Here is a 20,018-nt window from a genome sequence, read left to right as displayed (position 1 = left end):
GAGACAGAGAATGTCCCGGATCGACAGGAAAAGCCGCGCTGATGCCGTATATTAGCCGGTATTCGGATTGAAAACAGACGAAAGTATACATGAAATCTACCCTTATAAAGAACGCTCAACTCGTTAACGAAGGAAAAAAATTCACTGCCGATGTGCTGGTAAAAGACGGCCGCATCGCGCAGATCGGTGAAAATATAACGGCGGAAGCCGACGAAGTTATAGACGCCACGGGCTTGCATCTGCTGCCTGGTATAATCGACGACCAGGTGCATTTCCGGGAGCCGGGCCTTACGCACAAAGCGAACATCGAAACGGAAGCCAGGGCGGCGGTGGCAGGCGGCACCACCTCTTTTATGGAGATGCCTAACACGGTGCCCAACGCCCTGACGCAGGAACTGCTGGAGGACAAGTATAAAATAGCCGCTGACACCTCGCTGGCCAACTACTCCTTTTACATGGGCGCCTCCAACGATAACCTGTCAGAGGTGCTGCTCACGAACCCAAACACCGTTTGCGGCATCAAAATATTCATGGGCTCCTCTACGGGTAACATGCTGGTGGATAACGAGGAAACGCTGGAGCAGATTTTTGCCAAAGCCAAACTGCCTATTGCCGTGCACTGCGAAGACGAGCAGACCATCCGCGATAACACGGCTATCTACGAAGAGAAGTATGGCGACGACATTCCGATTAGCTGCCACCCAGAAATTCGCAGCGAGGTGGCCTGCTTTAAATCGTCTTACCTGGCTGTGAAGCTGGCCGAGAAGCACAACACGCGCCTGCACATCCTGCACATCTCCACCGAGGAAGAACTGAAGCTGTTCCGCAACGACATCCCGCTGGAGCAGAAACGCATCACCGCCGAAGTATGCGTGCACCACCTGTGGTTCGACAAAGCAGATTATGACACGTTCGGCACACAGATTAAGTGTAACCCGGCCATTAAGGAGCATCGCCACAAAGAGGCACTGCTGCAGGGACTTTTGGAGGACAAGCTGGATGTGATCGCCACCGACCACGCCCCGCACCTGTGGGACGAGAAGCAGGCCAAGTATAAAAAGGCGCCATCAGGCGTGCCGTTGGTGCAGCACTCGCTGCAGGCTATGTTGGAGTTTGTGAAGCAGGGCAAGCTGACGCTGGAGAAAATGGTGGAGAAAATGAGTCATGCGCCCGCCATACTTTTCAACGTGCGCGAGCGCGGCTACCTCCGCGAAGGCTACTGGGCTGACCTGGTACTGGTGGACCTGAGCAAGCCTTACACGGTTACGAAAGAGAATACATACTATAAGTGTAACTGGTCTCCTTTTGAGGGCCATACCTTCAGCAGCAGTATCACCCACACATTTGTGTCGGGCCACCTGGCCTTTGCCAACGGAGCTTTTGATGAGAGCAAAAAGGGAGAGCGTCTTTTATTTGACAGACAGTTTTAAAGCGAATGGAGCTGGCGAAATTTAAGGCACTGCATGAGCGCTTCTCCCGAGAAGATCTGCCGGAAGAGGCCCGGGAGTCGGAGGAGTACGAGGCATATGTAGATGCCATTCATGAAGATGAGGCATGCTATACTTGGGCAACAACCGAAAAGTTAAATAACAAAGGCTTTGATTACGAAAGCTACTGTTGCCTGATGATGGCTGATAAGGTGTTTCAGAGCCAAGATGAGGAAGGGGAGACGAAGCAGGGCGACCCGGACGTGATTATCAACAAATGGGATGAGGGACTTTATGGAATACCCATCCATGATGGGAGTGTCTCGATGGTTGTGATTAATTACTGCCCCTGGTGCGGCACAAAGCTATAAAAAGTAAACTGCTCCTGATTAGGCACTTAGTTGTAATGGATTTGCTGCTAGGATAAATTTTTAGGTAAAAAAGCGCCCTTAGTATTGCATTGTGTGTTTTGCTGCGTATATTTGCACTCTCAAATAACACGGTGGTTGTAGCTCAGTCGGTTAGAGCACCAGATTGTGATTCTGGGGGTCGTGGGTTCGAGCCCCATCTTCCACCCCAAGCCCTTGAAGTTAGCTTCAAGGGCTTTTTTATTTATCTTTGCCGGGATGGAGCGGAAGCTGTAAGTATAAGGCCAAACCCACCACTGCCCCTCCGAGGAGGGGAATAAAGACAGTCGGTAAGAACGGAGACTATGCTTGTGCATGGATTCCATTCATAATTCGTAATTCATAATTCGTAATTGATAAAAGTATGAGCTTAACAGTAGTAGGTTCGATGGCGTTTGACGCGCTGGAGACTCCTTTCGGAAAAACAGACAAGATTGTTGGTGGCGCGGCTACCTATATTTCATTGGCCGCTTCGTATTTCGTGAAGCCCGTGAATGTGGTGTCAGTGGTGGGTGGTGACTTCGACCAGGACCACATCAAACTGATGCACGAGCGCAACATCAGCACCGAAGGGGTGCAGGTAAAGGAGAACGAGAAATCCTTCTTCTGGTCTGGCCGCTATTTTAACGACATGAACAGCCGCGAAACGCTGATTACTGAGCTCAACGTGCTCGGCGATTTCGACCCGATCATCCCGCAAAGTTACCAAGGCTGCGAATTCCTGATGCTGGGCAACCTGGCGCCACAGGTGCAGAAAACCGTAATCGAGCGCCTGACGCCACGCCCGAAGCTGATCGTGATGGACACCATGAACTTCTGGATGGACATTGCCCTGGAAGAGCTGAAGGAGACCATGAAGCTGGTGGATGTGCTGTCGATCAACGATGAAGAGGCGCGCCAGTTAAGCGGCGAGTACTCGCTGGTAAAGGCGGCAAAAAAGATCATGGCAATGGGGCCGAAGTTCCTGATCATCAAAAAAGGCGAGCACGGTGCTTTATTATTTAATGAGGATAAAGTGTTCTTCGCGCCAGCCCTTCCGCTGGAGGAGGTGTTCGACCCAACCGGAGCCGGCGATACCTTTGCGGGCGGCTTTATCGGCTACATTGCCAGCACCGGCGATATCAGCTTCGATAACATGAAGCGCGCCGTGATACATGGTTCGGCACTGGCCTCTTTCTGCGTAGAGAAATTTGGCACCGAGCGCCTGAAAAGCCTAAGCCAGCAGGAGATAGACAGCCGCGTGCAGCAGTTCGTTGAGCTAGTGGCTTTTGACACAGTATTGCAGTAAGTATAGCAAAAACCTATAGTTTAGAAAGGGAGGCTTCGGCTTCCCTTTTTGCATTTAAGCTATACTAGCTGTAGAAGGTTAATTTCACTCATTTGTAACAAAATGTTGGCAGAAGGGGTAAAACTTAGTATAGGATTTAAGAGGAGATAGAACTATGAGCGAAGATAAAAATAACAATAAAGAAAGATTGCAGAAGCAGTCGGAAGACGCTGCAACATCAAAAGTAGAAAACAAGCGACAGCAGGAAGGTTATACAGACCAGGTTCAGATAGACCCTGCTAGGAAGTCGCTACAGGCGGATGACGCCAAAGTACAGAACCCTAACCGGAACCTGGCAGAGGGTGGTAATAACTCTCGATACACAAAATCGAAGTAACTAACACCACTACCCGACCCAAAATAAAGCTATGAAAACGTAAGAGGAGGACGGCTCACTGAGCTATCCTCCTTTTTTTGTGCCCTAAACGGTGTGGCCGTGGCCTGAATTAAGTATCTTTCGCAGCTCCTATTTTAGCTGCATGTATAAAACTGACATCTGTATACTTGGTGCCGGCCCGGGTGGCGCCACCGCTGCGCTGCACCTGGCAAACAAGGGTATTCCCTCGCTTCTGCTTGATAAAGCAACCTTTCCGCGCGATAAGATATGTGGCGACGCCCTAAGCGGCAAAGTCGTGAATGAGCTGAGGCGCATCTCCCCGGAACTGCCCGAAGCACTCGGTGTGCGGCAGGAGTCGCTGCCTTCGTGGGGCATTCATTTCATCTCGCCGGGTGGCCATAAGCTAAGCGTGCCGTTTGTGCAGGACTACAACCCAACCGAGGATGCACCGGCAGGCTATATCTCCAAGCGCATCGACTTTGATAATTTTTTGGTGGAACAGGTGCGGCGACGCCCGGAGATTACGCTTTGGGAAAATACCGACATCGCAAAGTATGAGCGTACTCCTGAAGGCGGTTTTATACTTAAGAACAAGCAAGACGAGCCGCTGGTGCAGGCAAAATTGCTGCTGGTAGCCAACGGTGCCCAATCCGGATTTACGCGGCACGTGGCCGGGCTGCAGCTGAAGCCAGAACATTTCTGTGCCGGCCTGCGCGCCTACTACAAAGGCGTGGCGGGCATGGATGCGGATAACTTTATTGAGCTGCACTTCTTCAAAGATTTCCTGCCGGGCTACTTGTGGGTTTTCCCGTTGGCAAATGGCGAGGCTAACGTAGGCGTGGGCATGCTGAGCAGCGCCGTCAGCAAAAAGAAAGTGAACCTAAAAAAAGAAATGCTGCGGATGATCGCCACGCACCCTTCGTTGAAGCAGCGCTTCGCGAATGCTGAGTTGGTGGATGATATCCGTGGGTTTGGTCTGCCGCTCGGTTCTGCCAAGCGCTCCATCTCCGGCGACAACTACATGCTGCTGGGGGATGCAGGTGCCTTGATCGATCCGTTTACCGGAGAGGGCATCAGCAATGCCATGATCAGCGGGCGCTGGGCCGCAGAGCAGGCCGCTGCTAGCCTGCAAACGCAGGACTTTACCGCCGCTGCCCTGCAAAGCTACGATAAGGCTGTGTACAACCGTCTCTGGAAAGAACTGCGCCTAAGTCGTCACCTGCAAAAGCTACTCAACTACCCCTGGCTGTTCGACAAAGTAGCCAGCAAAGCTTCCAAAAACCAGGCACTCGCCGAAACCATCTCCTGCATGCTCAACGACGTGGATCTGCGCGAGCGTTTCAAACAGCCCTCCTTTTACATGAAGCTTCTTTTTAATTAGAGGTTAGACGCTAGTTGGCAGTGAATGAAATCATGAAAAACTCTTTACAACTTATGTTACTGTTACTTCTAATCTCTTGCGGGAGTCGTGAAGAGAACATAAATAAAAGCACTGTCGAGAAATCTGACGAACTAATTTCAACCACAAAACAAAAGGCTCGTTTCGAACGCATTAGCTTTTCTATATTCCCAGGATGGAGCGATGAAAGGTATAGCAAGGACGTAGAGATAAATTCTGATAGTACCGTTTATTACCGTTTAAGAGAAAGGCATGGCGAAACTGTGGTCGAAAATTATAAAGCAAAACTTGATTCAGGGAGTATGGGAAGAGTGTATGGATTAGTGGACTCTATAGATTTCAATAGCTTGAAAAAAGGCTTTTATTTTGAAGAAGATGGAGCATTTCACTCATTGCAATTCGTGTTCGACAATGGAGAAGCAAGAATGGTTGGAACTATGCAAGATGATTTGAGTGAGACATTATATGAATTACTCGATATTGTTGAAAATCAAAATCTGATAAAGAGTGAGAATAGGGATTTTAGCACTACAGAAGATGTATTGGTTCCTCCTCCGCCTGCCCCAGTTAGGGTACCCTATGACAGTCTAACTAGAAAATGAAATACTTACCTCTGCCAAAAACACCTTTACGTTAGCTACGCCACCGCAAAGCCCACTACAATCTTAAACAATAGACAAACTTCCTCTAGGCTACTGTTATACCGCATTAATCCTATATGCTTTTAAGCCTTTAAGTTGGCTAAAGTAAAGCATCACTGTTGTGTCAGTGCTCATCGACTCTCATAACTATCAGAATTTTAATGCCAGACCTTTTGAAAAGTCTAACATCTAAAATCTAACGTCTAGCATCTTAACCTAAAACTCCTGCTTCAGCCACAGCTTGAAATTCTGCTTTTCGGCTTCCGTTGCATCTGCTCGTTTTTCGATGGTATACATGCTGTAGTAAGCCTTTCCGTTCTGCTCCAGGCGCACCACCCGCAGTTGCTTTTCGCGGAACAGCACCAGTTCCACCTCTTCCGGTTCCAAGGCAAGCAACTGCTGCAGGTTGTTTTCGAGTTTGCGCCCGTTCAGCGCCACCAGTTCATCGTCTATACTTAGCACCTCGCTGGCGGGAGAGTCGGGAGCTATAGCTGTCACCTTTATGCTTGTGTCGGAGGAAGAAACCTTAAAGCCGTAGGTGCCTTCGTGCTGCAGCGGGTTTTGCTCTTCCTTTAGCATGCAGCCTACAAAGCGCAGCGCCTCATCCAGCGGCTGCTCGATGGGAGCAGTGCTGTTGATGAAATCGTTGAAATAGGTCTGGAACGACTGCCCCGCCACCTCATCCACCAGTTGCGCATAGTCCTGCTCGGTGTAGCCAATGTCTTTCTTGCCGAAGCGCTCCCACAGGTACCGCATCACCGTGTCCATACTTGCTTTGTTGTCGGTGGCTTTGCGCAGCTGCAGGTCCAGGAGCAGGACTGTGAGGGCGCCTTTTATGTAAATGGACACTTTGCGGTCTGGAATTCCTGGCTTGTAACCGTCCAGCCACAGGTCGAAGGAGGAGTCGGCAACGGAGAGGTTGTGGCGACTGTAGTCGGCGAAGTAGCGCTGCAGGTTCTTGTTCAATTCCTCGAAGTAGGCATCGGCTGTAAAGAAGCCGCTGCGCGCCAGCATGTAGTCGCCGTAGTAGGTGGTCACGCCCTCTGCCACATAGCCTGTTTTAAAGTAGTTCTCCTGCGCAAAATTATAAGGCAGCATCTCCTTTGGGCGAATCTTTTTAATGTTCCAGGTATGAAACAGCTCGTGCGAACTCACGCCGACAAATTCCTTGTAGAGGCTGGGCTGCATCAGCAGTTCCCCGGGCCCCAGGGTGATGACGGTGGAGTGGCTGTGCTCCACGCCATGGAAGAAGCGGTAGGGCAGGATCTCGTTCAGGTAATGGTACTCCTGCACCGGGAAATCGCCGAACACCTCCAACTGCTCTTTCGTGTATCCCTCAAAATCCTTTCGCAGGCGCTCCCAGTCTGGTTGACAATCGCCTTGCAGCCAGATATGGAAGGTGATGCCATTCACTTCAAAAGTGGTTTTCTGCAAACTACCACTCGCTATAAAAGGGCTGTCCACCAGCGCATCGTAATTTGCTGCCTCCAACGTATGCTTCTCTGTTTCAGGTAAGCCGCAAGCCAGCTGCCACTCCTCCGGCAAGTATAGTTTCAGCTGGCAAGCCTCCTGCTCACTTCCCTCCACCGCTATGAGGCAGTTGATCGGGTTCAGGTACAGCTGCTCCTCGTCCAGCCACGAACCGCCGGCATCCATCTGGCGGGCAAAGAAGCTATACTTGATTTCTATGGTGTCAGCGCCTCCCGTCTCCACCCGCCAGCGGTCCTTCGTCACTTTCCCTGTGGCTATACTTGCGCCGTTGGCAGTGGCCGTTACGGCGCTTAGTTTTTGGGCAAAGTGCTGCAGCTCGTAGCGGCCGGGGCGCCAGGCAGGCAACTGCAGGTACAGCTCCTGTTGCTGGTTGTTGGTAATGGAAATGGTGATGTTTAAGAAGTGCGTGAGCGGGTTGGAATAGGAGATGCTGTAGTGGATCATACGCTGTTATTTGTGGATTTGCCTTGCCTAAAAGGTATAGGTACTGCTGCAGGCATGGCTTTGTTCCTGTTTAATTCAAAGCAATATAAGGTATATAAGTGCCTCTAGGCGCTCCAGGGCATCTTTCCGAATTATATTTAGGGAAAAATGTAAGGCGGGCTTTGCTATTTTACAAAGCTTTACTAATTTTGCAGGCCATAATAAAACCATTGGCAGACGATGAAAAGAACATTCCAGCCTTCTCAGAGAAAAAGAAGAAATAAGCACGGTTTCAGATCTAGAATGGAAACCGCGAACGGTAGAAGAGTATTGGCCAGCAGAAGAGCCAAAGGCAGAAAGAGACTAACAGTTTCTAGCGAGAAAAGACATAAGGCAGCTTAATTCCTGATTCAGGAACAGGCTTCGCTATTGTATAGCCGCTAATGGATTCAGCAGCTAACGAACAAGCAGCCAGCCAGCCTAACAGTTATACATTTTCGAAAGAAGAACACTTGTGCAGTAAGCGGCTCATTGCGCTGCTTTTCTCCAAGGGTTCTTCTTTTAATTTGTATCCGCTGCGGTTTGTGTACCTCACACCGCAAGAGTTGCCGCCTGGCTCAACCCAGGTGCTTCTTTCCGTTTCCAAGCGCTACTTCAAGCGTGCTGTCGACCGTAACCGCCTGAAAAGGCAGATGCGCGAGGCGTACCGGCTTAACAAGCAAGCGCTGCAGCAGCATCCCGGGCAGGCACCTCGCCTGTTGGGAATACTTTATATCGGAAAGGAAAAAAAATCCTTTCAAACTATCCAGAAAAAACTAATTTCAGGTTTAGAGCGTTGTGTGAATAAGTAGCACTTCCGCGCTCCTCAAACACCTGAAATTATGTATAAAAAGTCTATAGCAGGCCTCTTTGTCGGCATATTCGCCCTCGGCTTATTCTCCTTTAAGAGTGATTCGGAAAAATATTTCGAGATAGCCAAAAATCTCGATGTGTTTGCTACCCTTTTCAAAGAGGTAAATACCTATTACGTAGACGATGTGCCGCCTGCCAAAATGGTGCGCACGGGCATCGATGCGATGCTCAAATCGCTCGACCCCTATACCAACTACATTCCTGAAGACGATATCGAGGACTTCCGTACCATGACCACTGGGCAGTATGGCGGTATTGGTGCCGTTATAGGTAGCCGCAACGGCAAAGTGACGGTACAGATGCCATACGAGAACTCGCCGGCGCACAAGGCCGGACTTGCTATCGGCGACGAAATTCTGAAGATAAATGGCGTGGACGTGCGGAAGAAATCTACCGAGGAGGTGAGCAAACTCCTGAAGGGGCAGGCCAATACCACGGTTAAGCTGGAGATCAGGAGCTACGGACAGACAAAATCTAAAACCATCGACCTGCTGCGCGAGAACATCATCGTGGAGAACGTGCCTTACTATGGCATGGTCGACAAGGAGATTGGATACCTGCAGCTTTCCGGTTTTACCCCGGATGCCGGCAAAGAAGTGAAGCTTGCCGTGCAGAAGCTAAAGGAGAAGGGCGCGAAAAAAATTATTCTTGACTTGCGTGATAACCCAGGCGGCCTGCTGCACGAGGCGGTGAACATCTCAAATCTCTTTGTGGATAAAGGAAAAGATATTGTAAGCACCAAAGGCAAGGTAGAGGAGTGGAATAAAACTTACAAAGCCCTTGATGAGCCCCTGGATACCCAGATTCCGCTGGTGGTGTTGACAAGTTCGCGCAGTGCTTCGGCTTCTGAAATTGTGGCCGGTGTGATGCAGGACTACGACCGCGCGGTGCTGGTAGGCGAGCGTACGTTCGGCAAAGGACTGGTGCAGGTAACGCGCCCGCTCTCTTATAACTCACAGCTTAAAGTAACCACTGCCAAATACTACATTCCAAGTGGCCGCTGCATACAGGCCATCGACTACGCACACCGCAACGAGGACGGCAGTGTTGGTAAAATTGCTGATTCGCTGCGCGTGGCATACAAAACAGCCGCTGGCAGAATAGTATACGATGGCGGTGGCGTGAGCCCCGATGTAGAAGTGAAGCAGCCGGCTTATTCTGAAATCATAAAGGCAATTGCTATAAAAGGTCATTTCTTTGACTACGCCAACAAGTATAGAGCAGAGCATCCAAGCATTCCTGCGGCAAAAGAGTTTAAACTGACAGACGCAGATTACAAGAAGTTCGTGGCTTACCTGGCCGATAAGGATGTGTCTTATACAACGGCGATAGAGGATGAACTGAAAGATGTAGCCGAGTCTGCCAAGAAAGGCAAGCACTACGACGATATCCAGGCAGAGTTGGATGCCATCAAAAAGAAGGTGTCACATAACAAGTCAAACGACTTAACACGCTTCCGCCCTGAAATTCAGGAGATGCTGGAGGCTGAGATTGCCTCACGTTATTACCTGCAGAAGGGCTATATCGAATCTTCTTTTGATGATGACCCGGATATTATCATGGCAAAACAGGTGCTGAACGATGCTGGCAAGTTTAAGTCATACCTTAAAATGAACTAGAGATAAAGATCATCAGCAGGAGAGGGAGGTGCAGTGGCATCTCCCTCTTTTGTTTTAGCGCGTCACATATTTGGGTAGCTAAGTCAGTTACCTTAATTTTGCAGCGATAGTATCACTTAACCATACCTGCTCATGCCGCTGTTGCTAGCCCTCGAAACTTCTACCACTGTCTGTTCCATTGCGCTTTTTAAGGGGCAGCAGTTGCTGGGGGCTTCTGAGTTACAAATAGAGAAGTCCCATTCGTCCCACATTACGGTGATGATTGCGCAGTTGGTGGAAAACTGCGGAGCCACGCTGCACGAGTTAAGCGCAGTGGCAGTGTCCGGCGGACCCGGTTCCTACACAGGCTTGCGCATCGGCACCTCCACGGCCAAGGGGTTGTGCTTTTCGCTCAACATTCCGCTGCTCGAGGTGTCTACGTTGCATGGTTTAGCTGCCCAGGTTACCGCTCTGACGCCAAACCCGGAGCGCTTCCTGTTCTGCCCGATGCTGGATGCACGCCGCCTGGAAGTTTATACTTGCCTGCTGGATCATACTTTAAAGGAAGTGTTACCCATTGCGCCGGTGGTACTGGAGGAAAACACCTTTGCGGGTGAACTGCAGGAGCGGCCTGTTATTTTCTTTGGAAGCGGCGCAGGGAAATTCAGGGAGATGGTGAATACAAAGGAAAATGCGCTGTTTGTGGAGGGTGTGCTACCAAACGCAAAAACAATTGGAGAACTGGCACTGGCCAAGTATGAGCAAAAGGCTTTCGAAGATGTGGCGTATTATGAACCCTTCTATTTAAAGGATGTTTATATAACAAGTGCAGGCAAGAGCACGAAATAAAAAGGAAATCAACATGTCAGAAGAAATTATAAACCGTGTAGCGCAAAGTGCGCTGGTTACGCTCAACCTGGAGCTGCTTTTGCATCCGGGCGAGCGCGTTGTATATGATATAAAGGAAAACCTCTTCCATGGCCTGATCCTGAAGGAAAAGGATTTCCGGGCTTTTGTAAAAGAGCATGACTGGTCGCAGTATGATGGCAAGAACGTAGCCATTGTTTGTACGGCCGATGCGATTGTGCCTACTTGGGCCTACATGCTGCTGGCTTCAAAGTTGACTGGGCATGCCAACTTCTATGTTTTCGGAGACCTGGAGGTGTTGGAGTATGGCCTGATGCAGGAAGCGATTGCAAAGGTTGATATGGAGGAGTACCGCGACGCGAAAGTTGTGGTGAAAGGATGCGGTAGTATCCCTGTGCCTTCGTCTGCTTATATTGAGATAATGCGGAAGTTAGTGCCTGTGGCATCGAGTGTCATGTATGGAGAGCCGTGCAGTACGGTGCCGTTATATAAGAAGCCGAAGAACGCCTAAGCTGTACTTGAGTAATCCGAGAACGGGAACAGCGTGTGAAAACGCTGTTCCCGTTCTGCATTATAAGGAAGGTAGAAAAATCAGAAGAACAGCAGGGGCTAAAAAAAGACATTATTTTTTCTTCACTTACCGGGAACAAACAACCCTTGTGCCGCTGTTATTCCCAAGCGCCCGGGCATGGCCTTGGGGGCCGCCGGAAAATAATCAGGCAGAGGATCAGCGCCTTGCGGAAAAGAGCAGGTTATTTGGCAGCGGGCGTTTGGAGTTACGACAACATTCCCTACTTTTGCATCCCGGTTCGGCAGGGACGGGGGCAGAAGAGGGGAGGTATAACACAGGGTTTACGTCCTTGTTCACCCTCCGGGAATTCTGAAAAAAAGAGTTTGAATAGTTGCGTTGGATACGGGAAAGTTTCCTACCTTTGCAGCCCGCTTCAACCGGAGGCGCCCAGCTTCAGACGCTGATTCAACAGCATCCGAAGCCGAAAAAAAAGAATGGGAAACTTCTTGCTAAGTGGGAAAAGGTTCTTACCTTTGCATCCGCTTCGAGAGGGAGCGAAACAGGGAAGAGGGCAGCTCTTCCGGGAAACAAAAAGGGAGAAAAAAATAGTGCATCGGGTATTGCTAAAAGAAAAAAAGCTTTTACCTTTGCACCCCGCAAAAGAGCGAACGGCTCGGGCGGAAGATGAGTGACACGCACCGGTAGGGTGCGCTAGGGAAGACAACAGGTCCTCCGGAAGTTCTTTGAGAGATTGCTTGAGACAGAATAAAAAGAGAAAAAGGAAACGTTCCTCGTCCTTTAGGGGATGAGGTCGGGCCGGGGTCTGACAGACACATTTCTACTTTTAGGAGTAGATGAAAACTTTACAATGGAGAGTTTGATCCTGGCTCAGGATGAACGCTAGCGGCAGGCCTAATACATGCAAGTCGAACGGATCAGGTTCTTTCGGGAACCTGGTTAGTGGCGCACGGGTGCGTAACGCGTATGCAACCTACCTTCCACAGGGGGATAGCCCCGGGAAACCGGGATTAATACCGCATGACACCATGAATCGGCATCGGTTTATGGTCAAAGTTTCGGCGGTGGAAGATGGGCATGCGTGCCATTAGCTAGTTGGCGGGGTAGAGGCCCACCAAGGCTACGATGGCTAGGGGTTCTGAGAGGATGGTCCCCCACACTGGTACTGAGACACGGACCAGACTCCTACGGGAGGCAGCAGTAGGGAATATTGGGCAATGGCCGAGAGGCTGACCCAGCCATGCCGCGTGCAGGAAGAAGGCCTTCTGGGTTGTAAACTGCTTTTATCAGGGAAGAAAACGCCCCTGCGGGGGTAACTGACGGTACCTGATGAATAAGCACCGGCTAACTCCGTGCCAGCAGCCGCGGTAATACGGAGGGTGCAAGCGTTGTCCGGATTTATTGGGTTTAAAGGGTGCGTAGGCGGCCCGTTAAGTCAGCGGTGAAATCCCAGGGCTCAACCCTGGAACTGCCGTTGATACTGGCGGGCTTGAGTTCGGTGAAGGCGGGCGGAACTGGCGGTGTAGCGGTGAAATGCTTAGATACCGCCAAGAACCCCGATTGCGTAGGCAGCTCGCTGTGCCGAAACTGACGCTGAGGCACGAAAGCGTGGGGAGCGAACAGGATTAGATACCCTGGTAGTCCACGCCGTAAACGATGATTACTCGATGTTGGCGATACACTGTCAGCGTCCAAGCGAAAGCGTTAAGTAATCCACCTGGGGAGTACGCCCGCAAGGGTGAAACTCAAAGGAATTGACGGGGGCCCGCACAAGCGGTGGAGCATGTGGTTTAATTCGATGATACGCGAGGAACCTTACCTAGGCTAGAATGCGCGTGACGGTACCAGAGATGGTACTTCCCTTCGGGGCACAAAGCAAGGTGCTGCATGGCCGTCGTCAGCTCGTGCCGTGAGGTGTTGGGTTAAGTCCCGCAACGAGCGCAACCCCTATCTTCAGTTGCCAGCACGTGATGGTGGGGACTCTGGAGAGACTGCCTCCGCAAGGAGCGAGGAAGGCGGGGACGACGTCAGGTCATCATGGCCCTTACGCCTAGGGCTACACACGTGCTACAATGGCGCATACAGAGGGTAGCCAGCCAGCGATGGTGAGCCAATCCCAGAAAGTGCGTCTCAGTTCGGATCGGAGTCTGCAACTCGACTCCGTGAAGCCGGAATCGCTAGTAATCGCGTATCAGCAACGACGCGGTGAATACGTTCCCGGGCCTTGTACACACCGCCCGTCAAGCCATGGAAGTCAGGGAGACCTGAAGCCGGTGACCGTCAAAGGAGCCGTCTAGGGTAAAACTGGTAACTGGGGCTAAGTCGTAACAAGGTAGCCGTACCGGAAGGTGCGGCTGGATCACCTCCTTTCTAGGGAAGACCGCCGGCCCGGAAGTTTCCTTCTCCTTTTTTTGCTCTGTCTCTCGCATTCGATCAAAACCCATTTTATAGTGAGCGGGCACAGCGGCCCAAAAGCGGGCATGGAGCCCAACAAAGCGGGCTTGTAGCTCAGGTGGTTAGAGCGCTACACTGATAATGTAGAGGTCCGTGGTTCGAGTCCACGCAGGCCCACTCTATGACGATTACCTGGGGGATTAGCTCAGCTGGCTAGAGCGCCTGCTTTGCACGCAGGAGGTCAACGGTTCGACTCCGTTATTCTCCACACTTAAGTCTGGCCCTAGCGGCACGGCGACAGCACACAAGTAAAGACGGCAGGTTTTTACTTCCAATTTCAGGCAACAAGGTCTTATCATGATAAATGATAAATGGCAACTGTTAACTGGAAAGAAGTTCTTTGACATGATGGGAAAGAGAGAGAAGTAATAAAATATTGACTAGGCCCTAGTGATAGGGTCCTGGTGCGAAAGAGGCGGGCCGGTTGCCTTCGGGGGACCGGCCGATGACGCAGAGAAGGGCGCACGGGGGATGCCTAGGCTCTCAGAGGCGATGAAGGACGCGACAAGCTGCGATAAGCTGCGGGGATTGGCACATACAAGTTGATCCGCAGATTTCCGAATGGGGCAACCCACTGTGTTGAAGACACAGTACACCTTAGGGTGAGCGAACCCGGGGAACTGAAACATCTAAGTACCCGGAGGAAGAGAAAACAAGAGTGATTCCGCAAGTAGTGGCGAGCGAACGCGGAACAGCCCAAACCAGGCTTGTCACGGCAAGTCTGGGGTTGTAGGGCCGCGATGTGGGACCAAAGATTGAAGCATAACGTTCTGGGAAGAACGACCATAGGGGGTGATAGTCCCGTGTGCGTAAGCTCTTTGGCCCTAGCGGTACCCTGAGTAGGGCGGGACCGGAGAAATCCCGCCTGAATCCACCGGCACCATCCGGTAAGGCTAAATACTCCTGAGAGACCGATAGTGAACCAGTACCGTGAGGGAAAGGTGAAAAGCACCGTGAATAACGGGGTGAAACAGATCCTGAAACCGTGCGCTTACAAGCGGTCGGAGCCCATTAGTTGGGTGACGGCGTGCCTTTTGCATAATGAGCCTACGAGTTGCTCCTCCCTGGCAAGGTTAAGTGTCTTCGAGGCACGGAGCCGCAGCGAAAGCGAGTCTGAACAGGGCGCGCAGTCAGGGGGGGCAGACGCGAAACTTTGTGATCTACCCATGGGCAGGATGAAGGCTGGGTAAAACCAGTTGGAGGTCCGAACCAGTTTACGTTGAAAAGTATTTGGATGACCTGTGGGTAGGGGTGAAAGGCCAATCAAACTGAGAAATAGCTCGTACTCCCCGAAATGCCTTTAGGGGCAGCGTCGCGGTGGAGTCATGTGGAGGTAGAGCTACCGATAGGACTAGGGGGAGTCACATCCTACCGAATCCTGACGAACTCCGAATGCCACTTGACATACGCGGCAGTGAGGCCTGGGGTGCTAAGGTCCCGGGCCGAGAGGGAAAGAACCCAGACCGCCAGCTAAGGTCCCTAAATTCAGACTAAGTTGAACAAAGGAGGTCCACTTGCTTAGACAGCCAGGAGGTTGGCTTGGAAGCAGCCATTCCTTTAAAGAGTGCGTAACAGCTCACTGGTCGAGCGAGAGGGCATCGATAATAATCGGGCATCAAGTCTGATACCGAAGCTGCGGATTGCACTATGTGCACTGGTAGGGGAGCATTCCCTTCTGCGGTGAAGGCGTCCCGGCAAGGGGCGCTGGAGCGTAGGGAAAAGCAAATGTAGGCATAAGTAACGATAATGCGGGCGAGAAACCCGCACACCGAAAGACCAAGGTTTCCTGATCAACGCTAATCGGATCAGGGTTAGTCGGGTCCTAAGGGCGAGGCGAAAGCGCAGTTCGATGGACAACTGGTTAATATTCCAGTACCGGCACGCCATAGCGATGCGGTGACGGAGAAGTGAAAGGACGGCGCGCTGACGGAATAGCGCGTTTAAAGCCGTAGGTATTGGACCGGTCGTGAAGTACGCCGGACTAGCTGAAAGCTGAAAGTACTCCAACCCCTCGGGGGCGGAGATCGTCCCTAATCAGGCTCCCTAGAAAACCCGCTAAGCGTTTAAATGGCTTGCCGCCCGTACCGCAAACCGACACAGGTGGTCGAGGAGAGAATCCTAAGGTGCTCGAGTGAATCACGGCCAAGGAACTCGGCAAAATGGCCCTGTAACTTCGGGAGAAGGGGCGCTTCCTTGCAGCAATGCAAGAAGCCGCAGTGAAAAGGCCCAGGCGACTGTTTAACAAAAACACATGGCTTTGCGAAATCGAGAGATGAAGTATAAGGCCTGACACCTGCCCGGTGCCGGAAGGTTAAGAGGGGATGTCAGCCGCAAGGCGAAGCATTGAATCGAAGCCCCGGTAAACGGCGGCCGTAACTATAACGGTCCTAAGGTAGCGAAATTCCTTGTCGGGTAAGTTCCGACCTGCACGAATGGTGTAACGATCTGGGCGCTGTCTCAGCCGTGAGCTCGGTGAAATTGTAGTCTCGGTGAAGATGCCGAGTACCCGCAACGGGACGGAAAGACCCCATGAACCTTTACTATAGCTTAGCATTGACGCTGGGTAACTCATGTGTAGGATAGGTGGGAGGAGATGAAGCGGCGTCGCCAGGCGTCGTGGATCCGTCCTTGAAATACCACCCTTGAGTTGCTTGGCGCCTAACCTCACAGAGTGGGGGACCGTGCTTGGTGGGTAGTTTGACTGGGGTGGTCGCCTCCAAAACAGTAACGGAGGCTTTCAAAGGTTCCCTCAGCACGCTTGGTAACCGTGCGCAGAGCGCAATAGCAGAAGGGAGCTTGACTGTGAGGCCCACAAGCCGAGCAGGGCCGAAAGGCGGATATAGTGATCCGGTGGTTCCGCATGGAAGGGCCATCGCTCAAAGGATAAAAGGTACTCTGGGGATAACAGGCTGATCTCCCCCAAGAGCTCATATCGACGGGGAGGTTTGGCACCTCGATGTCGGCTCGTCACGTCCTGGGGCTGGAGAAGGTCCCAAGGGTTCGGCTGTTCGCCGATTAAAGTGGCACGCGAGCTGGGTTCAGAACGTCGTGAGACAGTTCGGTCCCTATCTGTTGTGGGCGTCGGAGATTTGAGGGGTTCTGGCCTTAGTACGAGAGGACCGGGCTGGACGAGCCTCTGGTGGACCTGTTGTGGCGCCAGCCGCAGCGCAGGGTAGCTACGCTCGGACGGGATAAGCGCTGAAAGCATCTAAGTGCGAAACCCGCCCCAAGATGAGATCTCCCTTAAGGGCCGTCAAAGACGATGACGTCGATAGGTGGCAGGTGTAAAGGTGGAAACACCAAAGCCGAGCCATACTAATTGCCCGAGCGCGTCCGGCCACGAAAAGGCCCGCCGCTTTTCGCCTCCCCTCTCTTTCCCAAATCATGTTAACAAGCATTAGCACGCATAACAGCCGTGCGACGATAATGGTGGCTATGGCCCCGGTGAGCACCTCTTCCCATCCCGAACAGAGAAGTTAAGCCCGGGCGCGCCGATGGTACTGGGGTCACACCCGGGAGAGTAGGTGGCCGCCAACCCCATACATCAGACGCCCCCCCTTGCGCAAGCGAGGGGGGCGTTCTGCTTTCAAAGCAAGCAAATGGCAGTCGGCAATAGCGCCGTGACTCCGGAAGAGACACTCTCCTTGCTTGTGCTTCCTCCGACAGGGCACGAAGAAGCCCCCGCTTTATTCAGGCGGGGGCTTCTTCGTTTTTATAAAAATGTTGGTAGCTTTCTAGTCTCTTCTTCCAGCTATCGATGTATAAAAGTCTTCCTCCCTTAAGTATTCATTTGCCAACTGCTGGAGCATAGGAGGCGTAACCGTACGTATGGTCGTAACGAAGTTGTTGTAATGGTCCTGCTCCAGGTTAAAGAGCACGATTCGCTTGTAGCGGTCACATTGGTCGAAGATGGTGGCAATGTCGTTTAGGAACTTGCCCAGCATGTAGTTCTTAACCGTCTGTAGCTCATCTTCAGGTATCAACTCTTCCCGTAACAGCTTAATTTCTTTCAGCGTTTCTTCTATGGTGCTATCTGTAACAGCATAGTTTACATCTGTGCCCACATAAAATAGCGTATCCTCTTCCTTGGGAGAGACAGCAGAATAGATGCCATAGGTGTAGCCTTTATCTTCCCGAATGTTGCGCATGAGCCTGGAGCCGAAGTAGCCGCCTAATACCTCATTCAGAACGAGCAGCGGCTGGTAATCTGAATGGCCGATTTTTGGAAAACGTTTTCCTATTCTTATGGAAGACTGCAAGCTGTCTTCTATCTGCACAATCTTTGTTTTATCTGGGGCACCAGTTATAGTATGATCAGGCTGTGCTACAGACGCGGCTGCGGGTTGTATGCGTAAAGTGGATAGCTCCCGCTGTAGGTAATGTTGTAATACATCATCAATGGCACCACAGGCAAATACCTCTAGCTCTTGTGTGATTAAGCGGTTACGGTAGAAATTTTCCACCTCTTCTTTCGTTACTGCCTCTAAAACTCCCTCATTAAACCCAAAGGTGTAAGGATGTTCTGGTCCATACACCTGCTGCGAAAAGCTATGCGTGGACAAGTAGTTGTTTTTCTGGCGTTGTATCTTGAGTGACTGTATTGTGCGCTGTTTCAGGTGCTCAAATTCATTATCCGGGAAGGCTGGATTTTGCAGCACATCCAGTACAAGCGGCACTAACTCGGTGGTATATTTGGCCAGGCAGTATAAGGTATACTCCAGGCGGTCATAGCCGTTGGAGCTCTCAAAGGACGCGCCGTAGAAAGCGACTTTATCTGCTATCTGTTTGGCTGTATGATTCAAAGAGCCTTCCAGCAGCATTTTGGCGGCCAGGTCTGATGTTCCTTTTTTGCCTTCGTACCACTTACCGGCTTTAAAAACAAAATCCAGCCTGACAACAGGCTGGGTTTCGCTTTTAATGACATGCATTCTTGCTCCGTTGCTAAGGCTGGTTACCTCGGCTATCTGGATGTTGACTGCGTCTATTTCGTATGTTTCAGGAGCTTTTGTTCTATCAAGCATTATGTATTTGTGTAATTTCTAATCTAAGTTAAGAGCCAGCGTAAAGCGCCAGGTGTCTGCCAACGGGTTGCCCTGGTCGTTGGGGATCAGGTAAGCGGCATCCAAACCGAATTTCTGGTAACGGATACCCAAGCCTGTGGACAGGTATTGTCTGCCGCCCTTATCAGGGTTTTCGTAGAAGTACCCTACGCGTGCTGCAAACAAATCATTGTACCAGTACTCTATACCACCGGAAAAGTTAATTTCTTTCAATTCTTCGGCTGCGCCACCTTCTGCATCGCCAAAAGATGAAAAAATGCCACTTACTACGCTCTGGTCTGTATCGGCACCAGGCGATGGCACCAGAAGTTTGTTGGCATCCACTACCAGGGTAAGGGAGTTGAAAGCATCCAAGTTATACTTCAGGGCAGTACCTATTTTCAGGTTGGTAGGCAGAAAGCTTTTGTCTTCGTTTTCAGTGTAGGCAATTTTACCACCGATGTTGGAGATGTTGGCACCCAGACCGAGGTTCAGGCTCTGGTTAATGTCTCTGTTATAGTAAACACCCACGTCAACGGCGGCCGTGTTACCTGGTTGCGCCTCTGTGTTCTGGCCGCTCACGTTCACGTCGCCGGCGAGGTTAGAATGTATGAATCGGGCTGCGATACCTACGCTGAAGTACTCGCTAAGGGCCTGTCCGTATGAAACCGAAACAGCATATTCCTTCGGGTTATAGTTCTGCAGTGGGTTCTGCTGTGCATCAATAAACTGAATCTCGCCCAAATCAAAGTACATCAGGGAAACCGCAATGGCCGAGGTCTCGCTTACTTTCTTGTAGCCGGAGAGGTAGTTCAGCGACATATCATCTACAATATTGCTTAGCCACGGCGAGTACGAGAAAGCAACGCTCATGTCGTTCTCTACAAAACCCAGTTTCGCCGCATTCCAGAAAGGTGCATTGGCATCCGGCGACAAAGCGACACCAGCATCTCCCAACGCCGCCGAGCGTGAATCAGGCCCAACGGTAAGTATGGGAACCGCCGTGGTGACTGCGTTCAGGTCAGAGCCCGTAGTGGTGGTAGGGGGCTGTTGCTGAGCAAAGGCAGCTGGAGCTGCAAAAAGGGTTAACGCCAGAGCGGCTGCCTTTAAAATCATACTTTTATTGTGCATATAAAGGGTATTGATAGCTATATCAAATATATAAAT

14 protein-coding genes, 3 tRNA genes and 3 rRNA genes are annotated in these 20,018 nt (G+C 51.2%); 17 read left to right on the top strand and 3 right to left on the bottom strand.

Annotation, left to right across the window (positions count from 1 at the left end):
• Positions 1-89: 89 nt before the first annotated feature.
• The 7 genes from A0W33_RS05985 (at position 90) to A0W33_RS05955 (ending at position 5,499) form a co-directional block, all read left to right on the top strand.
• Positions 90-1,430: a dihydroorotase gene (locus A0W33_RS05985; RefSeq protein WP_068837309.1), complete on the top strand. Its 1,341-nt coding sequence runs from the start codon at positions 90-92 to the stop codon at positions 1,428-1,430.
• Positions 1,431-1,435: 5 nt separating this feature from the next.
• On the top strand, positions 1,436-1,798 hold the full coding sequence (locus tag A0W33_RS05980; protein WP_068837308.1) for a DUF6980 family protein: 363 nt from the start codon (positions 1,436-1,438) through the stop codon (positions 1,796-1,798).
• 131 nt (positions 1,799-1,929) lie between these two features.
• Positions 1,930-2,006: transfer RNA gene (locus tag A0W33_RS05975), tRNA-His, on the top strand.
• Positions 2,007-2,198: 192 nt separating this feature from the next.
• Positions 2,199-3,122: a PfkB family carbohydrate kinase gene (locus A0W33_RS05970; RefSeq protein WP_068837307.1), complete on the top strand. Its 924-nt coding sequence runs from the start codon at positions 2,199-2,201 to the stop codon at positions 3,120-3,122.
• 154 nt (positions 3,123-3,276) lie between these two features.
• Positions 3,277-3,498: a hypothetical protein gene (locus A0W33_RS05965; protein WP_068837306.1), complete on the top strand. Its 222-nt coding sequence runs from the start codon at positions 3,277-3,279 to the stop codon at positions 3,496-3,498.
• Between the two features lie 142 nt (positions 3,499-3,640).
• Positions 3,641-4,879 carry an NAD(P)/FAD-dependent oxidoreductase gene (locus A0W33_RS05960; protein WP_068837305.1) on the top strand — a complete coding sequence of 413 codons (1,239 nt, stop codon included), beginning with the start codon at positions 3,641-3,643 and terminating at the stop codon, positions 4,877-4,879.
• Between the two features lie 32 nt (positions 4,880-4,911).
• On the top strand, positions 4,912-5,499 hold the full coding sequence (locus A0W33_RS05955; RefSeq protein ID WP_139237157.1) for a hypothetical protein: 588 nt from the start codon (positions 4,912-4,914) through the stop codon (positions 5,497-5,499).
• A gap of 255 nt (positions 5,500-5,754) precedes the next feature.
• On the opposite strand, the gene A0W33_RS05950 is transcribed toward A0W33_RS05955, so the two are convergent.
• The gene (locus A0W33_RS05950; RefSeq protein WP_068837303.1) at positions 5,755-7,473 is read right to left on the bottom strand and encodes a M61 family metallopeptidase; all 1,719 of its coding nucleotides are present in this window, start codon (positions 7,471-7,473) and stop codon (positions 5,755-5,757) included.
• Positions 7,474-7,692: 219 nt separating this feature from the next.
• On the opposite strand from A0W33_RS05950, the gene rpmH reads away from it, so the two are divergent.
• The 10 genes from rpmH (at position 7,693) to rrf (ending at position 17,349) form a co-directional block, all read left to right on the top strand.
• Positions 7,693-7,854 (top strand): 50S ribosomal protein L34, encoded by a 162-nt coding sequence (gene rpmH, locus A0W33_RS20635; protein ID WP_071784616.1) that lies wholly within the window; start codon positions 7,693-7,695, stop codon positions 7,852-7,854.
• Between the two features lie 41 nt (positions 7,855-7,895).
• Positions 7,896-8,303: a ribonuclease P protein component gene (locus tag A0W33_RS05945; RefSeq protein ID WP_068837302.1), complete on the top strand. Its 408-nt coding sequence runs from the start codon at positions 7,896-7,898 to the stop codon at positions 8,301-8,303.
• A gap of 30 nt (positions 8,304-8,333) precedes the next feature.
• A complete protein-coding gene (locus A0W33_RS05940; protein WP_068837301.1) occupies positions 8,334-9,983 on the top strand; it encodes a S41 family peptidase in 1,650 nt (549 codons plus the stop codon).
• A gap of 132 nt (positions 9,984-10,115) precedes the next feature.
• Entirely contained in the window at positions 10,116-10,811 is a 696-nt protein-coding gene (tsaB, locus tag A0W33_RS05935) for a tRNA (adenosine(37)-N6)-threonylcarbamoyltransferase complex dimerization subunit type 1 TsaB (RefSeq protein ID WP_068837300.1), read from the top strand.
• 13 nt (positions 10,812-10,824) lie between these two features.
• Positions 10,825-11,340, top strand: a complete 516-nt coding sequence (locus A0W33_RS05930) for a DUF2480 family protein (protein WP_068837299.1) — start codon at positions 10,825-10,827, stop codon at positions 11,338-11,340.
• A gap of 865 nt (positions 11,341-12,205) precedes the next feature.
• Positions 12,206-13,728, top strand: a 16S ribosomal RNA gene (locus A0W33_RS05920).
• A 127-nt stretch (positions 13,729-13,855) separates the two neighbouring features.
• Positions 13,856-13,929: transfer RNA gene (locus tag A0W33_RS05915), tRNA-Ile, on the top strand.
• A 17-nt stretch (positions 13,930-13,946) separates the two neighbouring features.
• Positions 13,947-14,020, top strand: a tRNA-Ala gene (locus A0W33_RS05910).
• A gap of 236 nt (positions 14,021-14,256) precedes the next feature.
• A 23S ribosomal RNA gene (locus A0W33_RS05905) occupies positions 14,257-17,152 on the top strand.
• 85 nt (positions 17,153-17,237) lie between these two features.
• A 5S ribosomal RNA gene (gene rrf, locus A0W33_RS05900) occupies positions 17,238-17,349 on the top strand.
• The 16S, 23S and 5S rRNA genes sit together here with 2 tRNA genes alongside, the layout of an rRNA operon.
• Before the next feature lie 197 nt (positions 17,350-17,546).
• On the opposite strand, the gene A0W33_RS05895 is transcribed toward rrf, so the two are convergent.
• On the bottom strand, positions 17,547-18,833 hold the full coding sequence (locus A0W33_RS05895) for a M16 family metallopeptidase (RefSeq protein WP_068837297.1): 1,287 nt from the start codon (positions 18,831-18,833) through the stop codon (positions 17,547-17,549).
• An 18-nt stretch (positions 18,834-18,851) separates the two neighbouring features.
• Positions 18,852-19,967, bottom strand: a complete 1,116-nt coding sequence (gene porV, locus A0W33_RS05890; protein ID WP_229802205.1) for a type IX secretion system outer membrane channel protein PorV — start codon at positions 19,965-19,967, stop codon at positions 18,852-18,854.
• Positions 19,968-20,018: the final 51 nt, after the last annotated feature.

It is taken from the genome of Pontibacter akesuensis, assembly GCF_001611675.1.
GTDB lineage: Bacteria > Bacteroidota > Bacteroidia > Cytophagales > Hymenobacteraceae > Pontibacter > Pontibacter akesuensis.
Note: the sequence above shows the minus strand (reverse complement) of the source record. Positions and strands in the feature narration are given on the sequence as shown.